The organism is Agromyces albus, from assembly GCF_004134825.1.
GTDB classification, from domain to species: Bacteria; Actinomycetota; Actinomycetes; order Actinomycetales; family Microbacteriaceae; genus Agromyces; species Agromyces albus.
This window is the reverse complement of the sequence record NZ_SDPN01000017.1, coordinates 12,369-26,234: the sequence shown is the minus strand read 5'-3', so window position 1 is coordinate 26,234 and position 13,866 is coordinate 12,369. Positions and strand designations below refer to the sequence as shown.

The following is a 13,866-nucleotide window of genomic DNA, read 5'->3' as shown; positions in this document are numbered from 1 at the left end:
CACCATGACCGACACGGTCGCTGACACCGCCGCGCGCACCGACACGGGCTACGACAACGCCGCGCTGCAGCAGAAGGCGAAAGACCACCTCTGGATGCACTTCGCGCGGCAATCGACCATGGAGACGTCGGGCGTGCCGATCATCACCCGCGGCGAGGGCCACCACATCTTCGACATCGAGGGGCGCAAGTACTTCGACGGCCTGTCCGGCCTCTTCGTCGTCAACGCCGGCCACGGCCGCGCTCGCCTCGCCGAGGTCGCCGCGAAGCAAGCGGAGCAGCTCGCGTTCTTCCCGATCTGGTCGTACGCGCATCCCGCTGCCATCGAGCTCGCCGACCGACTCGCCGGCTATGCGCCAGGCGACCTCAACCGGGTGTTCTTCTCCACCGGCGGAGGCGAGGCCGTCGAGACGGCCTTCAAGCTCGCGAAGCACTACTGGAAGCTGAAGGGTCGTCCGACCAAGCACAAGGTCATCTCGCGCTCGGTCGCCTATCACGGCACGCCGCAGGGTGCGCTCGCGATCACGGGCATCCCCGCAATGAAGGAGATGTTCGAGCCGATCACGCCGGGCGGGTTCCGGGTGCCGAACACCAACTTCTATCGCGCGGCCGAGGTCGGAGCGCCCACCGACGACCTCGAGGCGTTCGGGCTCTGGGCCGCGAACCGCATCGAGGAGATGATCCTCTTCGAAGGACCCGAGACGGTGGCCGCGGTCTTCCTCGAGCCGGTGCAGAACTCGGGCGGATGCTTCCCGCCGCCGCCCGGCTACTTCACACGTGTTCGCGAGATCTGCGACCAGTACGACGTGCTGCTCGTCTCCGACGAGGTCATCTGCGCCTTCGGCCGTATCGGACACATGTTCGCGTGCGACGCCTACGGCTATGTTCCCGACATGATCACGTGCGCGAAGGCGATGACGTCGGGCTACTCCCCCATCGGCGCGACGATCGTCTCCGAGAAGCTCTACGAGCCGTTCTCGAAGGGCACGACGTCGTTCTACCACGGGTACACGTTCGGCGGCCATCCGGTCTCGGCCGCGGTCGCACTCGAGAACCTCGACATCTTCGAGGAGGAGGGCCTCAACGAACGAGTGCGCGAGAACTCGCCGCTCTTCCGCGCCGAGCTCGAGAAGCTGCTCGACCTGCCCATCGTCGGCGACGTTCGCGGCGACGGCTACTTCTTCGGCATCGAGCTCGTGAAGGACACCGCCACCCGCGAGACCTTCGACGACGACGAGTCCGAGCGCCTGCTGCGCGGGTTCCTGTCGAAGGCGCTCTTCGACGCCGGCCTGTACTGCCGCGCCGACGATCGCGGCGACCCCGTCATCCAGCTCGCGCCTCCGCTCACGATCGGCGTGCCCGAATTCCAGGAGATCGAGCAGATCCTCCGCAACGTGCTCACCGAAGCCTCGAACCGGCTCTGATGCACCGGCCGGGCGGTGCGGTGTCGGATGCCTCACCCGACGCCTACCGTCAGGTGAGCTTCTGGCTCGACGATCTCGCCGCCTCGGGCATCGACGACCTGCGTCCGCGCGCGCCGCTCACGGCAAGCGCGCGATTCGACGTCTGCCTCATCGGCGGCGGTCTCACGGCGCTCTGGACCGCGTATTCGCTCGCGAAGGCCGACCCCGACCTGCGGATCGCCGTGCTCGAGCGCGACATCGCCGGATTCGGGGCATCCGGCCGCAACGGTGGGTGGTGCTCGGCGCTCTTCCCGCGATCGGCTTCCTCGCTCGAACGCGAGCACGGCTACGACGCCGCGATCGCCATGCGCCGGGCGATGATCGACACGGTCGGCGAGGTCGGCCGCGTGACCGAGCTCGAGGGGATCGAGTGCGACTTCGCGCAGGGCGGCACGCTCGTGTTCGCGCGCAGTGACGCCCAGCGCGTACTCGCTCGGGCGGAGGTCGACGAGGGCAGGCGCTTCGGCGTCGACCGGCTCGAGTACTGGGACGAGCGCACGATCGGGTCGCGCTTCGGCGTGCCGGGATCCGGCGATCACGGCACGTCGGCGATGTTCGACCCCTCGTGTGCGCGAGTGCATCCGGGCAAGCTCGTGCGCGGGCTCGCCCGGGTCGTGGAGTCGCTCGGTGTGGCGGTCTTCGAGCGCACCGAGGTCATCGACTGGTCCGCAGGGCGAGTGCGCTTCCGCGCGCTCCACGGCGGCAGTGAGGGCACGGTCTCGGCGCGGCACGTCATCGTGGCCACGGAAGGTTATGGCGCCCGATTGCCACGTGTGCGGCGGCGCATCCTCCCCCTCTATTCGCTCATGATCGCGACCGAGCCACTTCCCGAGGCGACGTGGGACGAGATCGGTCTCGAACACGGCCAGACGTTCAGCGACTACCGGCACCTCCTCGTCTACGGGCAGCGCACCGCCGACAACCGGTTCGCGTTCGGGGGCCGCGGCGCCCGCTACCACTGGGGCAGCGCGGTCGATCCAGCGTTCGAGCGGGTCGAGGAGGTGTTCGGTCACTTGCACGAGACACTCCGGGAGTTCTTCCCGGCGATGGGTGACGCTCGTGTCACCCATCGCTGGGGAGGACCGCTCGGCGTCGCCCGCGACTGGCACCCGACCGCGAGCTACAACCCGAAGACCGGCGTCGGCCTCGCGGGCGGGTACGTCGGCGACGGGCTCTCCACCACGAACCTGGCCGGCCGCACGCTCGCCGACCTCGTGCTCGGGCGCGACACGGAGCTCACCCGCCTGCCATGGGCGAACCACCGCTCTCCGCTCTGGGAGCCCGAGCCGTTGCGTTTCGTCGGTGCCAACCTCGGGATCCTCGGCATGCGGCTCGCGGACGCCGAGGAGCGCTACACCGGCCGGCCGTCGCTTACGGCACGGATGCTCGCGCCGCTCACGGGTCACTGAGCCTGCCGGCGTGCAGATCCGCCACGGCGGTCCGCCTTGCCATCCGAGCGATCGGGGGCGCTGAAGGCCCACTCGGGCAGCGCACCGCTGCCGATGAAGGAATGGAGCAGGCTCGCCATCGAGTGCTCGGGCTCCGCCTCGAGCGCGAGGTCGATGAACGCGCCCGCCGCCGATCCGCGACCGAGCGACCAGGCGAGCCACGCGGCGATGCACAACGGGCCCGTGCGCAGCTCCGGCGGCGCATTCGCGATCAGGGAACGGAGCAGCGCGAGTGCCCGCTCGACCCGGCGACGATCGGGGCGGAGCGTCGATTGCCCGAGCATGAGCCGTATCAGCAACTCGGCGACCTCGTCGGTCTCGCCCTCGGCTATCTCGCGTCGAACGAGCTCGTCCATGGTCTCACCGCTCCGATCGGCACGCTCGACGCTCGACATCGCGTCGTCGTATGCCGCCTCACCCACCACGACGCCGAACGCGAACTGCAGCATCATGACGTCGCGCAGGGGTGGCCGCGACGCCAGGTGGAGGAACCACGCGAGTCGGAGCGCCGGGTGCTTCACCCCGGCGCGCGCGACGAGCGACTCGACGAGTTCGACGGGATCGGCGTTGCGCCCGAGCCGTGCGATCGCCGCCTCGGCGCGCTCGTCCGCCTCGAACGCCGAGATCGCCGCCGCGATCGCCGCCGCCATCTCGGGGTCGGCTTCCGGCAGGTCACCGGCCGCTCCGGGGGAAGCCAGCACCTCGACCTCGTGCGGCGCCAGTCGGGTGACCGGACTCTCGTCGATGAGCGCGAGCGGATGCCCCGCCGCGGGAGCATTCGGATCGAGGATCGACGCCCACGCGTCGGCCGCTCGGCACAGCGCATCCCGCACGAGGAATCCGGCCTCCTCGGCCCGCTTCACGAGGAGACCGAGGAGCGCGCGTTCTGGAACGCCGCGAGAACGCTCGAACGTCGCCTCGGTGTAGACGATCGGGACGACCGCATCGACGCGCGGCATTCTGCAGAGCGTGCCGACGATCGCGGACACGAGGGCCGAACGGTCGCGGGCCCGCCTCGGCAGGTCATGGCGAAGCACGCCGACCGTCCGATTGCCGTGGAAGGCCACGCAGACGATCGAGCGCTCAGGGCGGAAGCCCGCGAGCGTGGGAACGAGGGCCAGGAAGTCGTGCGCCGCCTCGGCGCGGATGATCGTCGTCATGGCCACAGCGTGGCGGTGCGGCATCCGCTCGGTGCCGACGTTCCGTTCAGACGGTGACGGATGCCGCGGCGGCCGGCTTGTCGAGGAAGAGTCAGCGAACCGCGAAGAGCTCCGAGACCTCGGTGACGTCGTGCTCGCTCGGCTGCCATGCCCCGCCGGCCGCCGCGTTCTGCCGCACCTGTTCCGGTGAGGTCGCGCCGGCGATCACGCTCGAGAGCGCGGGCTGGGCGAGCAGCCAGCCGAAGGTCGCCTCGAGCATGCTGATCCCTCGCTCGTCGGCGAAGGCGCGGTAGCGGTCGAGCACGTCCCACGGCGCCCGCTCGACGAGGTGCGGCCGCTGGCGCATGATGCGCGTGTCGGCGGGCCGGTCGTCTCGGCGGAACTTGCCGGTGAGCAATCCGTTCTGCAGCGGGAAGTACGGGAGGAACCCGACGCCGAACCGTTCGGAGGCCGGCAGGATCTCGGCCTCCGCGCCTCGGGAGAGGAGGTTGTACTCGTTCTGCGCCGAGACGAAACGCGTGGCGCCGAGCTCGCGCGCCACGAACTCGGCCTCGGCCAGCTGCCAAGCGGCGAGGTTCGAGTGGCCGATGTGGCGCACCTTGCCGTCGCGCACGAGGTCGTCGAGCGCTGCGAGCGTCTCGTCGATCGGCGTCAGCGGGTCGGGAGTGTGCAATTGGTAGAGGTCGATCCAGTCCGTGCCGAGTCGGCGCAGCGAGCCCTCGATCGCGAGGCGCACGTACCGCCGTGACCCACGCGCGCCCCATGAGGGCAGCGGCGACCCGATCGAGGAGTGCCCGAACTTCGTCGCGATCACGACCTCGTCGCGGCGCCCGCGCAGGGCATTGCCGAGGAGCGTCTCGCTGAGCCCGTACTCCTTGCCGTAGACATCCGCGGTGTCGATGAAGTTCACGCCCGCGCCGAGCGCCGCGTGCACGACGGCATCGGTGCCGCGCTGCGATTCGGTCGCCGTGCCTATGCGACCGAAGTTGTTGCCGCCGAGCCCCACGGCCGAGACGCGGAGGCCGGAACGGCCGAGGGAACGGTAGGCGAGGTCGGTCATCCCTCCACACTAGGCCGCGAGAGCCGCGCGTTCCCGTCGCGGAACCCTGGCCGGGCACTCGACTCGTCCTCCCCAACCGGGCCTTCACGGCGGCTCTCGCGATGTCTGATTTCCGCGAGCCGGTGTCGGATGCCGCAGCTACGCTCGAATCATGAACAACGTGTTCCTCATCCGCCTCGACAGCCCGATCGGCCGCATCGAGCTCGTCGCCGACGCCGACACCGTGATCGGGCTCACGATCGAACGCGCCGGCGTGCTCCCCCACGACGACGAACCCGAACGCTCCAACGCCGTGCTCGAGTCCGCCCGTTCCCAGCTGCAGGAATACTTCGCCGGCCAACGCACCGACTTCGACATCCCGGTCCGCCTCAGCGGCACACCGTTCCAAGAGGCCGTCTGGGCCGAGCTCGAGCGGCTCGGCTGGGGCGAAGCGATCTCCTACGGCGCGCTCGCGGCCGCGGTCGGCAAGCCCGGCGCCGCGCGCGCCATCGGCGGCGCGGTCGGCGCGAATCCCGTGCCGATCATCGTCGGCTGCCACCGCGTGCTCGCCTCCGACGGCCGCATCACCGGCTACTCGGGCGGCAACGGCGTCCCCACCAAGCTCTGGCTGCTCGGGCATGAGCGCATCGGCTTCGCGGCGTGAGCGTCATTCCACGCCCTGAGCTCGTGCTCGGCGACGACGGCCTCACCCGATGCGGCTGGGGTGCGTTCGACTCCGAGTACCGCAGGTATCACGACGAGGAGTGGGGCACACCGCAGCACGACGACGTGCGGCTCTTCGAGAAGGTGTGCCTCGAGGGCTTCCAGGCCGGTCTCTCCTGGATCACGATCCTTCGCCGGCGCCCGGCCTTCCGCGAGGTGTTCCACGACTTCGATGTCGAACGCATCGCCGCGATGGACGAATCCGATGTCGAACGGCTCCTCGGCGACGCCCGCATCATCCGCCACCGCGGAAAGATCGAAGCCACGATCCAGAATGCGCGAGCCACCATCGCCCTCGACCAGCCGCTCGACGAGTTGCTCTGGAGCTTCGCGCCTCCCCCGCGTGCCACGCCGCCCACGACGTTCGCCGAGGTGCCGGCAATCACACCCGAGTCCGCGGCGCTCAGCAAAGAGCTCCGCAAGCGCGGCTATCGGTTCGTCGGCCCCACCACGATGTATGCGCTCATGCAGGCCACCGGAATCGTCGACGACCATCTCGGCGGCTGCTTCCGCGCGTCGGTGCCGCTCGTCGTCGCGCGGTGAGCCAAGTCCGGTCGGTAAGGCTCGCCGCCCGCGACAGCGCTGGTCAGGCGACGAGCTCGAGCTCGAGCGGCGCCCCGAGCCGGTCCGACCCGAGTTCGAGCCGGAACCCCGCGCGACGGGCCCATTCGAGCAGTCCGTCGACCGAGCGCAGCCGAGGACGGTGCTCGAGATAGGCCCTCGTGAAGCGGCCCTTGGCGTGCTTGTTGAAATGGTTGAGGGCACGGCGTCGCCCTCCGTCATCGACCGAGACGACGCGCACGTACACGCTGCCGGAGCGCACCGGCGCGGGCCCGAGCTCGGTGTATCCCTCGGAGCGAAGGTCGACGATGAGTCCCGGCCTCGCGGCCAGCACCTCGCCGAGGCGCTCGCTCCACACGTGCTTCAACCGGATGCCGGGCAGTCGGGAATCGTGCGAGAGACGATACGCCGGAATCCGGTCGAGGGCACCCACGAGGCCGAACATCGCCGAATGCACCGCGAGGTGCGACGCGGCGAACCTGCGCGCCCGAGCGTCGAGGCTGGCAGCGTCGAGCGCGTCGAAGAGCACCCCGGTGTAGCGGTCGATCGCCGGCATCGTCGGCGCCGACCACAGCGCTCGATTCCGATCGACCTCCGCCGCCTGGCGTGGCCCGAGCTTGAGAGCACGCATCGTCGCCTCGGCGTCGGACGCGAGAGCGACTGCGGCGTCGACAACGTGAGCGCGCGCGGGCGCAAGCTCAGCGAACGACAGCGCCGCCAGGTCGAGCGGCCGAACGGTGCCACCGTCGCGTTTGGACTCCGACGGAGGGAGGATCAGGAGCACTACGACCCGATGAAGGCGAGTGCGGCGTCGACGTTCGATCCGAGCGATTCGATGCTGTCGATCGTGACGCGCGGCAGGGCCGATGACGGTCCGGTCCATGCCGCGTAGCCCTCGAGGCTCTGCTCGACGGCTCGCCAAGTGGTCTCTTCGAGGTGCGGCAGACCACGTTCCCGCTTCTCGAGTCGCGCGCGATGCAGCGACTCGTCGGAGCACACCACTTCGATGACGCGCAACCGCACTTCGGCACGTTCGGCCAGGTCGCGCCACTGCAGGCGTGCCGCCTCGGCGGCGTTGACCGCGTCGACGATGACCGTGCGGCCCGAGTCGAGCTCCTTCTCGGCGATCTCCTCGGCCACGAGGTAGGCAGCGAGCCCGGTCGGCTGGTCGGCGTCGATGCCAGCTCGCAGGATGGCCGACTCGATCGGGTCGACGGAGACGACCGTGGCGCCGAGGCGGGCTCCGACGATCTCAGCGATCGTCGACTTCCCGGCGCCCGGCAACCCGGCCATGACGATGAGTTGGGTGACGCTCAGGTCACCGAACTGGCGGTCGATCGGCTGCTCCCCCGGCATCCGTCACCTCTCAGGCGAGCTCGGCGCGCGATGCGACCACTTGCACGGCATTCGAATGCACCGAGAGGAAGCCGTCTTCGGCGTTCGCGGTGATCTTCTCGCCTCCGGGCAGGGTGACCCGCACCTCGCCGCCGGCGAGGATCGCGAGCATCGGCTCGTGACCCGGCAGAATGCCGATCTCACCTTCGACGGTACGTGCCACCACCATGGTCGCCTCGCCCGACCAGACTTCCTGGTCAGCCGAGACGACACTCACGTTGAGGGCGGCCATGTTCAGCCGTTCTCCTTCTGGATCGTCGCCCACTTCTCTTCGACGTCGGAGATCGATCCGACGTTGAAGAAGGCCTGCTCGGCGACGTGGTCGTACTCACCCTTGGAAATCGCGTCGAACGACTCGATCGTGTCTTTCAGCGGCACGGTCGAACCCTCGACACCGGTGAACTTCTTCGCCATGTAGGTGTTCTGCGACAGGAACTGCTGGATGCGGCGCGCACGCGACACCGTGATCTTGTCTTCCTCGGAGAGCTCGTCGACACCGAGGATGGCGATGATCTCCTGCAGTTCCTTGTTCTTCTGGAGGATCTGCTTGACCGTCGTCGCGACGCGGTAGTGGTCTTCACCCAGGTAACGGGGGTCGAGGATTCGCGACGTGGAGGTCAGCGGGTCGACGGCCGGGTAGAGGCCCTTCGACGCGATCTCACGGGAGAGCTCGGTCGTGGCGTCGAGGTGGGCGAACGTGGTCGCCGGTGCCGGGTCGGTGTAGTCGTCGGCCGGCACGTAGATCGCCTGCAGCGAGGTGATCGAGTGACCGCGCGTGGAGGTGATGCGCTCCTGGAGCACACCCATCTCGTCGGCGAGGTTCGGCTGGTAGCCCACCGCGGAGGGCATGCGGCCGAGGAGCGTCGACACCTCGGAGCCCGCCTGCGTGAAGCGGAAGATGTTGTCGATGAAGAGCAGCACGTCCTGCTTCTGCACGTCGCGGAAGTACTCCGCCATCGTGAGCGCGGAGAGTGCGACGCGAAGACGCGTTCCCGGCGGCTCGTCCATCTGGCCGAAGACGAGGGCGGTCTTGTCGAAGACGCCCGCCTCTTCCATCTCGTGGATGAGGTCGTTGCCCTCACGGGTGCGCTCGCCGACACCGGCGAACACCGACACACCACCGTGGTCCTGCGCGACGCGCTGGATCATCTCCTGGATGAGCACGGTCTTGCCGACGCCGGCACCACCGAAGAGGCCGATCTTGCCACCCTGCACGTACGGCGTGAGCAGGTCGATGACCTTGATGCCGGTCTCGAAGAGCTGCGTCTTCGATTCGAGCTGGTCGAAGCGCGGGGGCTTGCGGTGGATCGGCCAGCGCTCGGTGATCTCGATGGTCTCGCCGGGCTCGGCGTTGAGCACCTCGCCGATGACGTTGAAGACCTTGCCCTTGGTGACATCGCCGACGGGCACGGAGATGGCTTCGCCGGTGTCGGTGACCTCCTGGCCGCGGACGAGGCCGTCGGTCGGCTTCAATGCGATGGCGCGCACGAGGTCGTCACCGAGGTGCTGCGCGACCTCGAGCGTGATCTCGTTGCTCTGGTCGCCGATCGTGATCGTCGTCTTCAGCGCGTTGTAGATCTCGGGGATCGAGTCGTGCGGGAACTCGATGTCGACGACGGGGCCCGTGACCCGGGCGACGCGGCCGACGGCGCCGGCCACGGGCGTTGCCGCGGCCGGGGCGGTAGCGGTGTCAGTCATGTGTTCTCTCTCTTCTGAATGGCTACTTGGCGGACGACAGTGCGTCGGCGCCGCCCACGATCTCGGAAATCTGCTGGGTGATCTCGGACTGGCGCGCGTTGTTGGCAAGGCGCGTGTAGTCGGTGATGAGCTTGTCGGCGTTGTCGCTGGCCGACTTCATGGCCTTCTGCGTCGCGGCGTGCTTCGCCGCGGACGACTGGAGCATGGCGTTGTAGATGCGGCTCTCGATATAGACCGGGAGCAGTCCGTCGAGGACGGTCTCGGCGTCGGGCTCGAACTCGTAGAGCGGGAACACCTCCTGCTTGTCGCTCGGCGCCTCGTCGCTCTCGACGACCTCGAGCGGGAGCAGTCGCGTGACGACCGGCACCTGGGTCATGCGGCTCACCATGCGGTTGTAGACGATGTGGATCTCGTCGACTCCGCCGTCTGCTGCATCGCGGAGGAACGCTTCGAGCACCGCGTCGCTGATCTCCTTGGCGGTCTCGAAGACGGGGCTGTCGGTGCCGCCGATCCAGCTGCGCTCATAATCACGACGACGGAACGAGAAGTACCCGACCGACTTGCGTCCGACCAGGAAGTAGTCGACCGACTTGCCCTGGCTCTTCAGCAGCTCGGTGAGCTCCTCGGCTTCGCGAAGCACCTGCGAGTTGAACGCGCCGGCGAGGCCGCGGTCGGAGGTGAAGATCACGATCGCTGCACGGTCGACGCGCTCGGGCTCGGTGGTGAGCACGTGCGCGACATTCGAGTAGCTCGCGACGGCCGAGACCGCTCGGGTGATCGCGTTGGAGTACGGCGTCGATGCGGCGACCCGCGCCTGCGCCCTCTGGATCCGCGACGCGGAGATCAGCTCCATGGCTCGGGTGATCTTCTTGGTCGTCTGGGCAGTCTTGATCTTCTGCCGGTAGACCCGAAGTTGCGCTCCCATGTTTCTCCTGTGTCCTGTGTTCCGGTACCTGAGGTTCTCGAGTCGACCCCGAGGGGTTCGTTCCCGAGAACCCCAGGGAACGAGGCATCCGACTAGCGGCGGCCCTTCACGATCTTCTCCTGGACGACCTCTTCTTCAGCGATCGCTTCGAACTGCTCCGACCCGACGGAGGCGAGGGGCTTGCCCTCACCCGTCTGGAACTCGAGCTTGAACTTGTCGATCTCCGCCTCGAGGGTCGCGGCGGTCTCGTCGCTCAGCACGTTGGTGTCGCGCAGCGTCGAGAGCACCTCGGTGTTGCGGCCGAGGTAGTCGAGCAGCTCGCGCTCGAAGCGGAGGATGTCTTCGACCGGCACCTCGTCGAGCTTGCCGTTCGTGCCGGCCCAGATCGAGACGACCTGCTCCTCGACGGGGTACGGCGAGTACTGCGGCTGCTTGAGCAGCTCGGTGAGGCGCGCTCCGCGGGCGAGCTGGCGACGGCTCGCGGCGTCGAGGTCGCTCGCGAACATCGCGAACGCCTCGAGCGAGCGGTACTGCGCGAGCTCGAGCTTCAGCGTGCCCGAGACCTTCTTGATCGACTTGACCTGCGCGTCGCCGCCGACTCGCGACACCGAGATGCCGACGTCGACCGCAGGACGCTGGTTCGAGTTGAAGAGGTCGGACTGGAGGAAGATCTGGCCGTCGGTGATCGAGATCACGTTGGTCGGGATGTACGCCGAGACGTCGTTCGCCTTGGTCTCGATGATCGGCAGGCCGGTCATCGAGCCGGCGCCGAGCTCGTCGGAGAGCTTCGCGCAACGCTCGAGCAGACGCGAGTGCAGGTAGAAGACGTCGCCCGGGTAGGCTTCGCGTCCCGGCGGGCGACGCAGGAGGAGCGACACCGCACGGTAGGCCTCGGCCTGCTTCGACAGGTCGTCGAAGATGATGAGCACGTGCTTGGAGTCGTACATCCAGTGCTGGCCGATGGCCGAGCCCGTGTAGGGCGCGAGGTACTTGAAGCCGGCGGGGTCGGAAGCGGGGGCCGCGACGATCGTCGTGTACTCCATGGCGCCGGCGTCTTCGAGCGCGCCCTTCACGCCCGCGATCGTCGAGCCCTTCTGACCGATCGCGACGTAGATGCAGCGAACCTGCTTCGACGGGTCGCCGGACTGCCAGTTGGCCTTCTGGTTGATGATCGTGTCGATCGCGATGGCCGTCTTGCCGGTCTGGCGGTCGCCGATGATGAGCTGGCGCTGGCCGCGGCCGACGGGGATCATCGCGTCGATCGCCTTGATGCCGGTCTGCAACGGCTCGTGCACCGACTTGCGCTGCATGACGCCCGGAGCCTGGAGCTCGAGCGCACGGCGGCCGTCGGTCGCGATGTCGCCGAGGCCGTCGATCGGGTTGCCGAGCGGGTCGACGACGCGGCCGAGGTAGCCCTCACCGACGGGAACCGAGAGGACCTCGCCCGTGCGGGTCACCTCCATGCCCTCTTCGATGCCGGTGAACTCGCCGAGCACGACGACGCCGATCTCGTCTTCGTCGAGGTTCAGCGCGAGGCCGAGCGTGCCGTCGGCGAATCGCACGAGCTCATTCGCCATGACCGAGGGCAGGCCCTCGACGTGCGCGATGCCGTCACCGGCGTCGGTGACGTGTCCGACCTCGGTCTTCTGCGCCTGGCCCGGCTCGTACGACGAGACGAACTCCGAGAGAGCCGAACGGATCTCGTCGGGGCTGATGGTGAGTTCTGCCATTGTCTTTCCCTTTTCTGTACCGGTTGTACAGCTACTGGTCTGTCACGGCGCGGACGCCGGTCGTTTCTCCGGCGTCAGCCGGCAAGCTTCTGCCTCAGCGAGCTGAGGCGTGCGGCGACACTGCCGTCGATGACGTCGTCGCCGATCTGCACGCGAACCCCGCCGAGGACGGCCGGGTCGACGATGGTGTCGAACCGCACCCGACGGCCGGCGCGGGCTGTGAGGCCCTGCTCGAGTCGCGAGAGCTGCGCGGGCGTGAGCGGTACGGCGGTCGTGACGGTCGCGATGTCGAATCCGCGCTGGTCGGCGACGATGGATGCCGCGTGCCGCAGCAGTTCGCCGATGCGCCGGCCGCGGGGCTGCTGCACGAGGTGGCGCACGATCACGACGGTCTGCGGGGTCGCCTTGCCGGCGAGCAGCCGGTCGACGATCTTCGTCTTCTCGTCGCGCGGGCTCAGCTTGCTGCCGAGCGCGAGTTCGAGCTCGTCGTCGGAGGTGACCGCGCGTTCGAACGTGAAGAGCTCAGCCGCGAGGTCGACGTCGTCGGAAGCGGAATCCGCCGCGACGCGGATGCCGATCTCTTCGATGCCGGCCAGGAAGTCGTCTCCTGACGACCACGGGCGAGCCGCGGCACTCAGCAGGAGCGAGACGGCGCCGGCGGAGAGGCGAGAACCGAAGACCGCCTCGACGAGCGCACGCCGCTGTGCGGCATCCGCTTCGATGTCGGTGAGCGCCGAGCGCAACTGCGACGACGAGCCGATGACCCGACCCGCGGAGAGCAGGTCTTCGGCGACCGACAGGTCGGCCCGGCCGAGTTCGGCGAGCGCGGCTCGCGAATCGGCCAGGGCACCTCTGGTAGCGCTACCCATGGGCTAGCTCTTCCCTCCGGCGGCGGCCTGCTCGGACGCCTCGAGTTCGGCGAGGAAGCGGTCGACGACGCTCTGCGCCTTCGCGTCGTCGGTGAGACTCTCACCGATGACGCCCGACGCGAGGTCGATCGCGAGGGTGCCGACATCGGAGCGAAGCGATACGAGCGCCGCCTGGCGCTCGGCCTCGATCTGCGCCTGTGCACTCGAGGCGATGCGTGCGGCTTCGCTGAGAGCCTGCTCGCGCGCCTCGGCGACGATCGTCTTGCTGTCGTCACGCGCGGATTCGCGGATGCGGCCGGCCTCGGTGCGCGCGTCGGCGAGCTGGGCGGTGTACTGCTCGAGCGCCGCCTCGGCCTTGCGCTGCGCCTCGTCGGCCTTCGCGATGTTGCCCTCGATCGCCTCGCCGCGCTCATCGAGCAGCTTCTGGACGCGCGGAAGCACGTACTTCCAGAAGAAGACGAGGATGATGACGAAGCAGACGGACGACCAGATGATGTCGTACCACTCGGGGATGACCGGGCTCGGGCTCGCTTCGCCACCCTCGGTTGCAGCGCTCAGTACTGCATGAAGCACGTTGGCCTCCTCAGTTGGGGCGGGCGGATCAGACGAAGATGAAGTACGTGGCGATGCCGATGAAGGCGAGCGCCTCGGTGAAGGCGATGCCGATCCACATCAGCACCTGCAGGCGACCGGCGAGCTCGGGCTGGCGGGCGACACCCTCGATGGTCTTGCCGACGACGATGCCCACGCCGATGGCCGGGCCGATCGCTGCGAGGCCGTAACCGACCGTCGCGATGTTGCCGTTGATCTCAGCGAGAACGGTAGTTGCGTCCACGTTTGGGTTTTCCTTTCCTAG

15 protein-coding genes are annotated in these 13,866 nt (G+C 68.5%); 4 read left to right on the top strand and 11 right to left on the bottom strand.

Features of this window, described 5'->3' with window-relative positions; genetic code table 11:
• Positions 1-4 precede the first annotated feature (4 nt).
• Positions 5-1,423 carry an aspartate aminotransferase family protein gene (locus ESP51_RS10655; protein WP_129520880.1) on the top strand — a complete coding sequence of 473 codons (1,419 nt, stop codon included), beginning with the start codon at positions 5-7 and terminating at the stop codon, positions 1,421-1,423.
• Positions 1,423-2,871 carry an NAD(P)/FAD-dependent oxidoreductase gene (locus tag ESP51_RS10650; RefSeq protein WP_129520879.1) on the top strand — a complete coding sequence of 483 codons (1,449 nt, stop codon included), beginning with the start codon at positions 1,423-1,425 and terminating at the stop codon, positions 2,869-2,871. The genes ESP51_RS10655 and ESP51_RS10650 overlap by 1 nt, the downstream gene beginning before the upstream one ends.
• Here ESP51_RS10650 and ESP51_RS10645 read toward each other — a convergent pair.
• Both ESP51_RS10645 and ESP51_RS10640 read right to left on the bottom strand, forming a co-directional pair.
• Positions 2,865-4,070, bottom strand: coding sequence for a DUF4192 family protein (locus ESP51_RS10645; protein ID WP_164990488.1), 1,206 nt, complete (start codon positions 4,068-4,070; stop codon positions 2,865-2,867). The genes ESP51_RS10650 and ESP51_RS10645 overlap by 7 nt on opposite strands.
• Before the next feature lie 91 nt (positions 4,071-4,161).
• Positions 4,162-5,130, bottom strand: a complete 969-nt coding sequence (locus ESP51_RS10640) for an aldo/keto reductase (RefSeq protein WP_129520877.1) — start codon at positions 5,128-5,130, stop codon at positions 4,162-4,164.
• Positions 5,131-5,281: 151 nt separating this feature from the next.
• On the opposite strand from ESP51_RS10640, the gene ESP51_RS10635 reads away from it, so the two are divergent.
• Together ESP51_RS10635 and ESP51_RS10630 are read left to right on the top strand one after the other, a co-directional pair.
• The gene (locus ESP51_RS10635; RefSeq protein WP_129520876.1) at positions 5,282-5,773 is read left to right on the top strand and encodes a methylated-DNA--[protein]-cysteine S-methyltransferase; all 492 of its coding nucleotides are present in this window, start codon (positions 5,282-5,284) and stop codon (positions 5,771-5,773) included.
• Between the two features lie 5 nt (positions 5,774-5,778).
• The gene (locus tag ESP51_RS10630) at positions 5,779-6,375 is read left to right on the top strand and encodes a DNA-3-methyladenine glycosylase I (RefSeq protein WP_129520917.1); all 597 of its coding nucleotides are present in this window, start codon (positions 5,779-5,781) and stop codon (positions 6,373-6,375) included.
• Positions 6,376-6,418: 43 nt separating this feature from the next.
• Here the strand turns inward: ESP51_RS10630 and ESP51_RS10625 are convergent, their stop codons facing one another.
• The 9 genes from ESP51_RS10625 to atpE form a co-directional block, all read right to left on the bottom strand.
• Positions 6,419-7,177 carry a YaaA family protein gene (locus ESP51_RS10625; RefSeq protein ID WP_129520875.1) on the bottom strand — a complete coding sequence of 253 codons (759 nt, stop codon included), beginning with the start codon at positions 7,175-7,177 and terminating at the stop codon, positions 6,419-6,421.
• Positions 7,177-7,749, bottom strand: coding sequence for a P-loop nucleotide/nucleoside kinase family protein (locus tag ESP51_RS10620; protein ID WP_129520874.1), 573 nt, complete (start codon positions 7,747-7,749; stop codon positions 7,177-7,179). The genes ESP51_RS10625 and ESP51_RS10620 overlap by 1 nt, the downstream gene beginning before the upstream one ends.
• A 10-nt stretch (positions 7,750-7,759) precedes the next feature.
• On the bottom strand, positions 7,760-8,020 hold the full coding sequence (locus ESP51_RS10615) for a F0F1 ATP synthase subunit epsilon (protein ID WP_129520873.1): 261 nt from the start codon (positions 8,018-8,020) through the stop codon (positions 7,760-7,762).
• A gap of 2 nt (positions 8,021-8,022) precedes the next feature.
• Complete coding sequence (atpD, locus tag ESP51_RS10610; protein WP_129520872.1) at positions 8,023-9,486, bottom strand: F0F1 ATP synthase subunit beta; 1,464 nt, start codon at positions 9,484-9,486, stop codon at positions 8,023-8,025.
• A 22-nt stretch (positions 9,487-9,508) separates the two neighbouring features.
• Complete coding sequence (locus tag ESP51_RS10605) at positions 9,509-10,411, bottom strand: F0F1 ATP synthase subunit gamma (RefSeq protein ID WP_129520871.1); 903 nt, start codon at positions 10,409-10,411, stop codon at positions 9,509-9,511.
• 92 nt (positions 10,412-10,503) lie between these two features.
• Entirely contained in the window at positions 10,504-12,141 is a 1,638-nt protein-coding gene (gene atpA / locus ESP51_RS10600; RefSeq protein WP_129520870.1) for a F0F1 ATP synthase subunit alpha, read from the bottom strand.
• Positions 12,142-12,215: 74 nt separating this feature from the next.
• Positions 12,216-13,010: a F0F1 ATP synthase subunit delta gene (locus tag ESP51_RS10595; protein ID WP_129520869.1), complete on the bottom strand. Its 795-nt coding sequence runs from the start codon at positions 13,008-13,010 to the stop codon at positions 12,216-12,218.
• A 3-nt stretch (positions 13,011-13,013) separates the two neighbouring features.
• On the bottom strand, positions 13,014-13,583 hold the full coding sequence (locus ESP51_RS10590; protein ID WP_129520868.1) for a F0F1 ATP synthase subunit B: 570 nt from the start codon (positions 13,581-13,583) through the stop codon (positions 13,014-13,016).
• 28 nt (positions 13,584-13,611) lie between these two features.
• Positions 13,612-13,845: an ATP synthase F0 subunit C gene (gene atpE, locus ESP51_RS10585; RefSeq protein ID WP_022888426.1), complete on the bottom strand. Its 234-nt coding sequence runs from the start codon at positions 13,843-13,845 to the stop codon at positions 13,612-13,614.
• Positions 13,846-13,866 lie beyond the last annotated feature (21 nt).

Excerpts from the sequence above, each read along its gene's own strand:
- ESP51_RS10655 (WP_129520880.1), top strand. The coding sequence starts at position 5 with ATGACCGACACGGTCGCTGACACCGCCGCGCGCACCGACACGGGCTAC.
- ESP51_RS10650 (WP_129520879.1), top strand. The coding sequence starts at position 1,423 with ATGCACCGGCCGGGCGGTGCGGTGTCGGATGCCTCACCCGACGCCTAC.
- ESP51_RS10645 (WP_164990488.1), bottom strand. The coding sequence starts at position 4,070 with ATGACGACGATCATCCGCGCCGAGGCGGCGCACGACTTCCTGGCCCTC.
- ESP51_RS10640 (WP_129520877.1), bottom strand. The coding sequence starts at position 5,130 with ATGACCGACCTCGCCTACCGTTCCCTCGGCCGTTCCGGCCTCCGCGTC.
- ESP51_RS10635 (WP_129520876.1), top strand. The coding sequence starts at position 5,282 with ATGAACAACGTGTTCCTCATCCGCCTCGACAGCCCGATCGGCCGCATC.
- ESP51_RS10620 (WP_129520874.1), bottom strand. The coding sequence starts at position 7,749 with ATGCCGGGGGAGCAGCCGATCGACCGCCAGTTCGGTGACCTGAGCGTC.
- ESP51_RS10615 (WP_129520873.1), bottom strand. The coding sequence starts at position 8,020 with ATGGCCGCCCTCAACGTGAGTGTCGTCTCGGCTGACCAGGAAGTCTGG.
- atpD (WP_129520872.1), bottom strand. The coding sequence starts at position 9,486 with ATGACTGACACCGCTACCGCCCCGGCCGCGGCAACGCCCGTGGCCGGC.
- ESP51_RS10605 (WP_129520871.1), bottom strand. The coding sequence starts at position 10,411 with ATGGGAGCGCAACTTCGGGTCTACCGGCAGAAGATCAAGACTGCCCAG.
- atpA (WP_129520870.1), bottom strand. The coding sequence starts at position 12,141 with ATGGCAGAACTCACCATCAGCCCCGACGAGATCCGTTCGGCTCTCTCG.
- ESP51_RS10595 (WP_129520869.1), bottom strand. The coding sequence starts at position 13,010 with ATGGGTAGCGCTACCAGAGGTGCCCTGGCCGATTCGCGAGCCGCGCTC.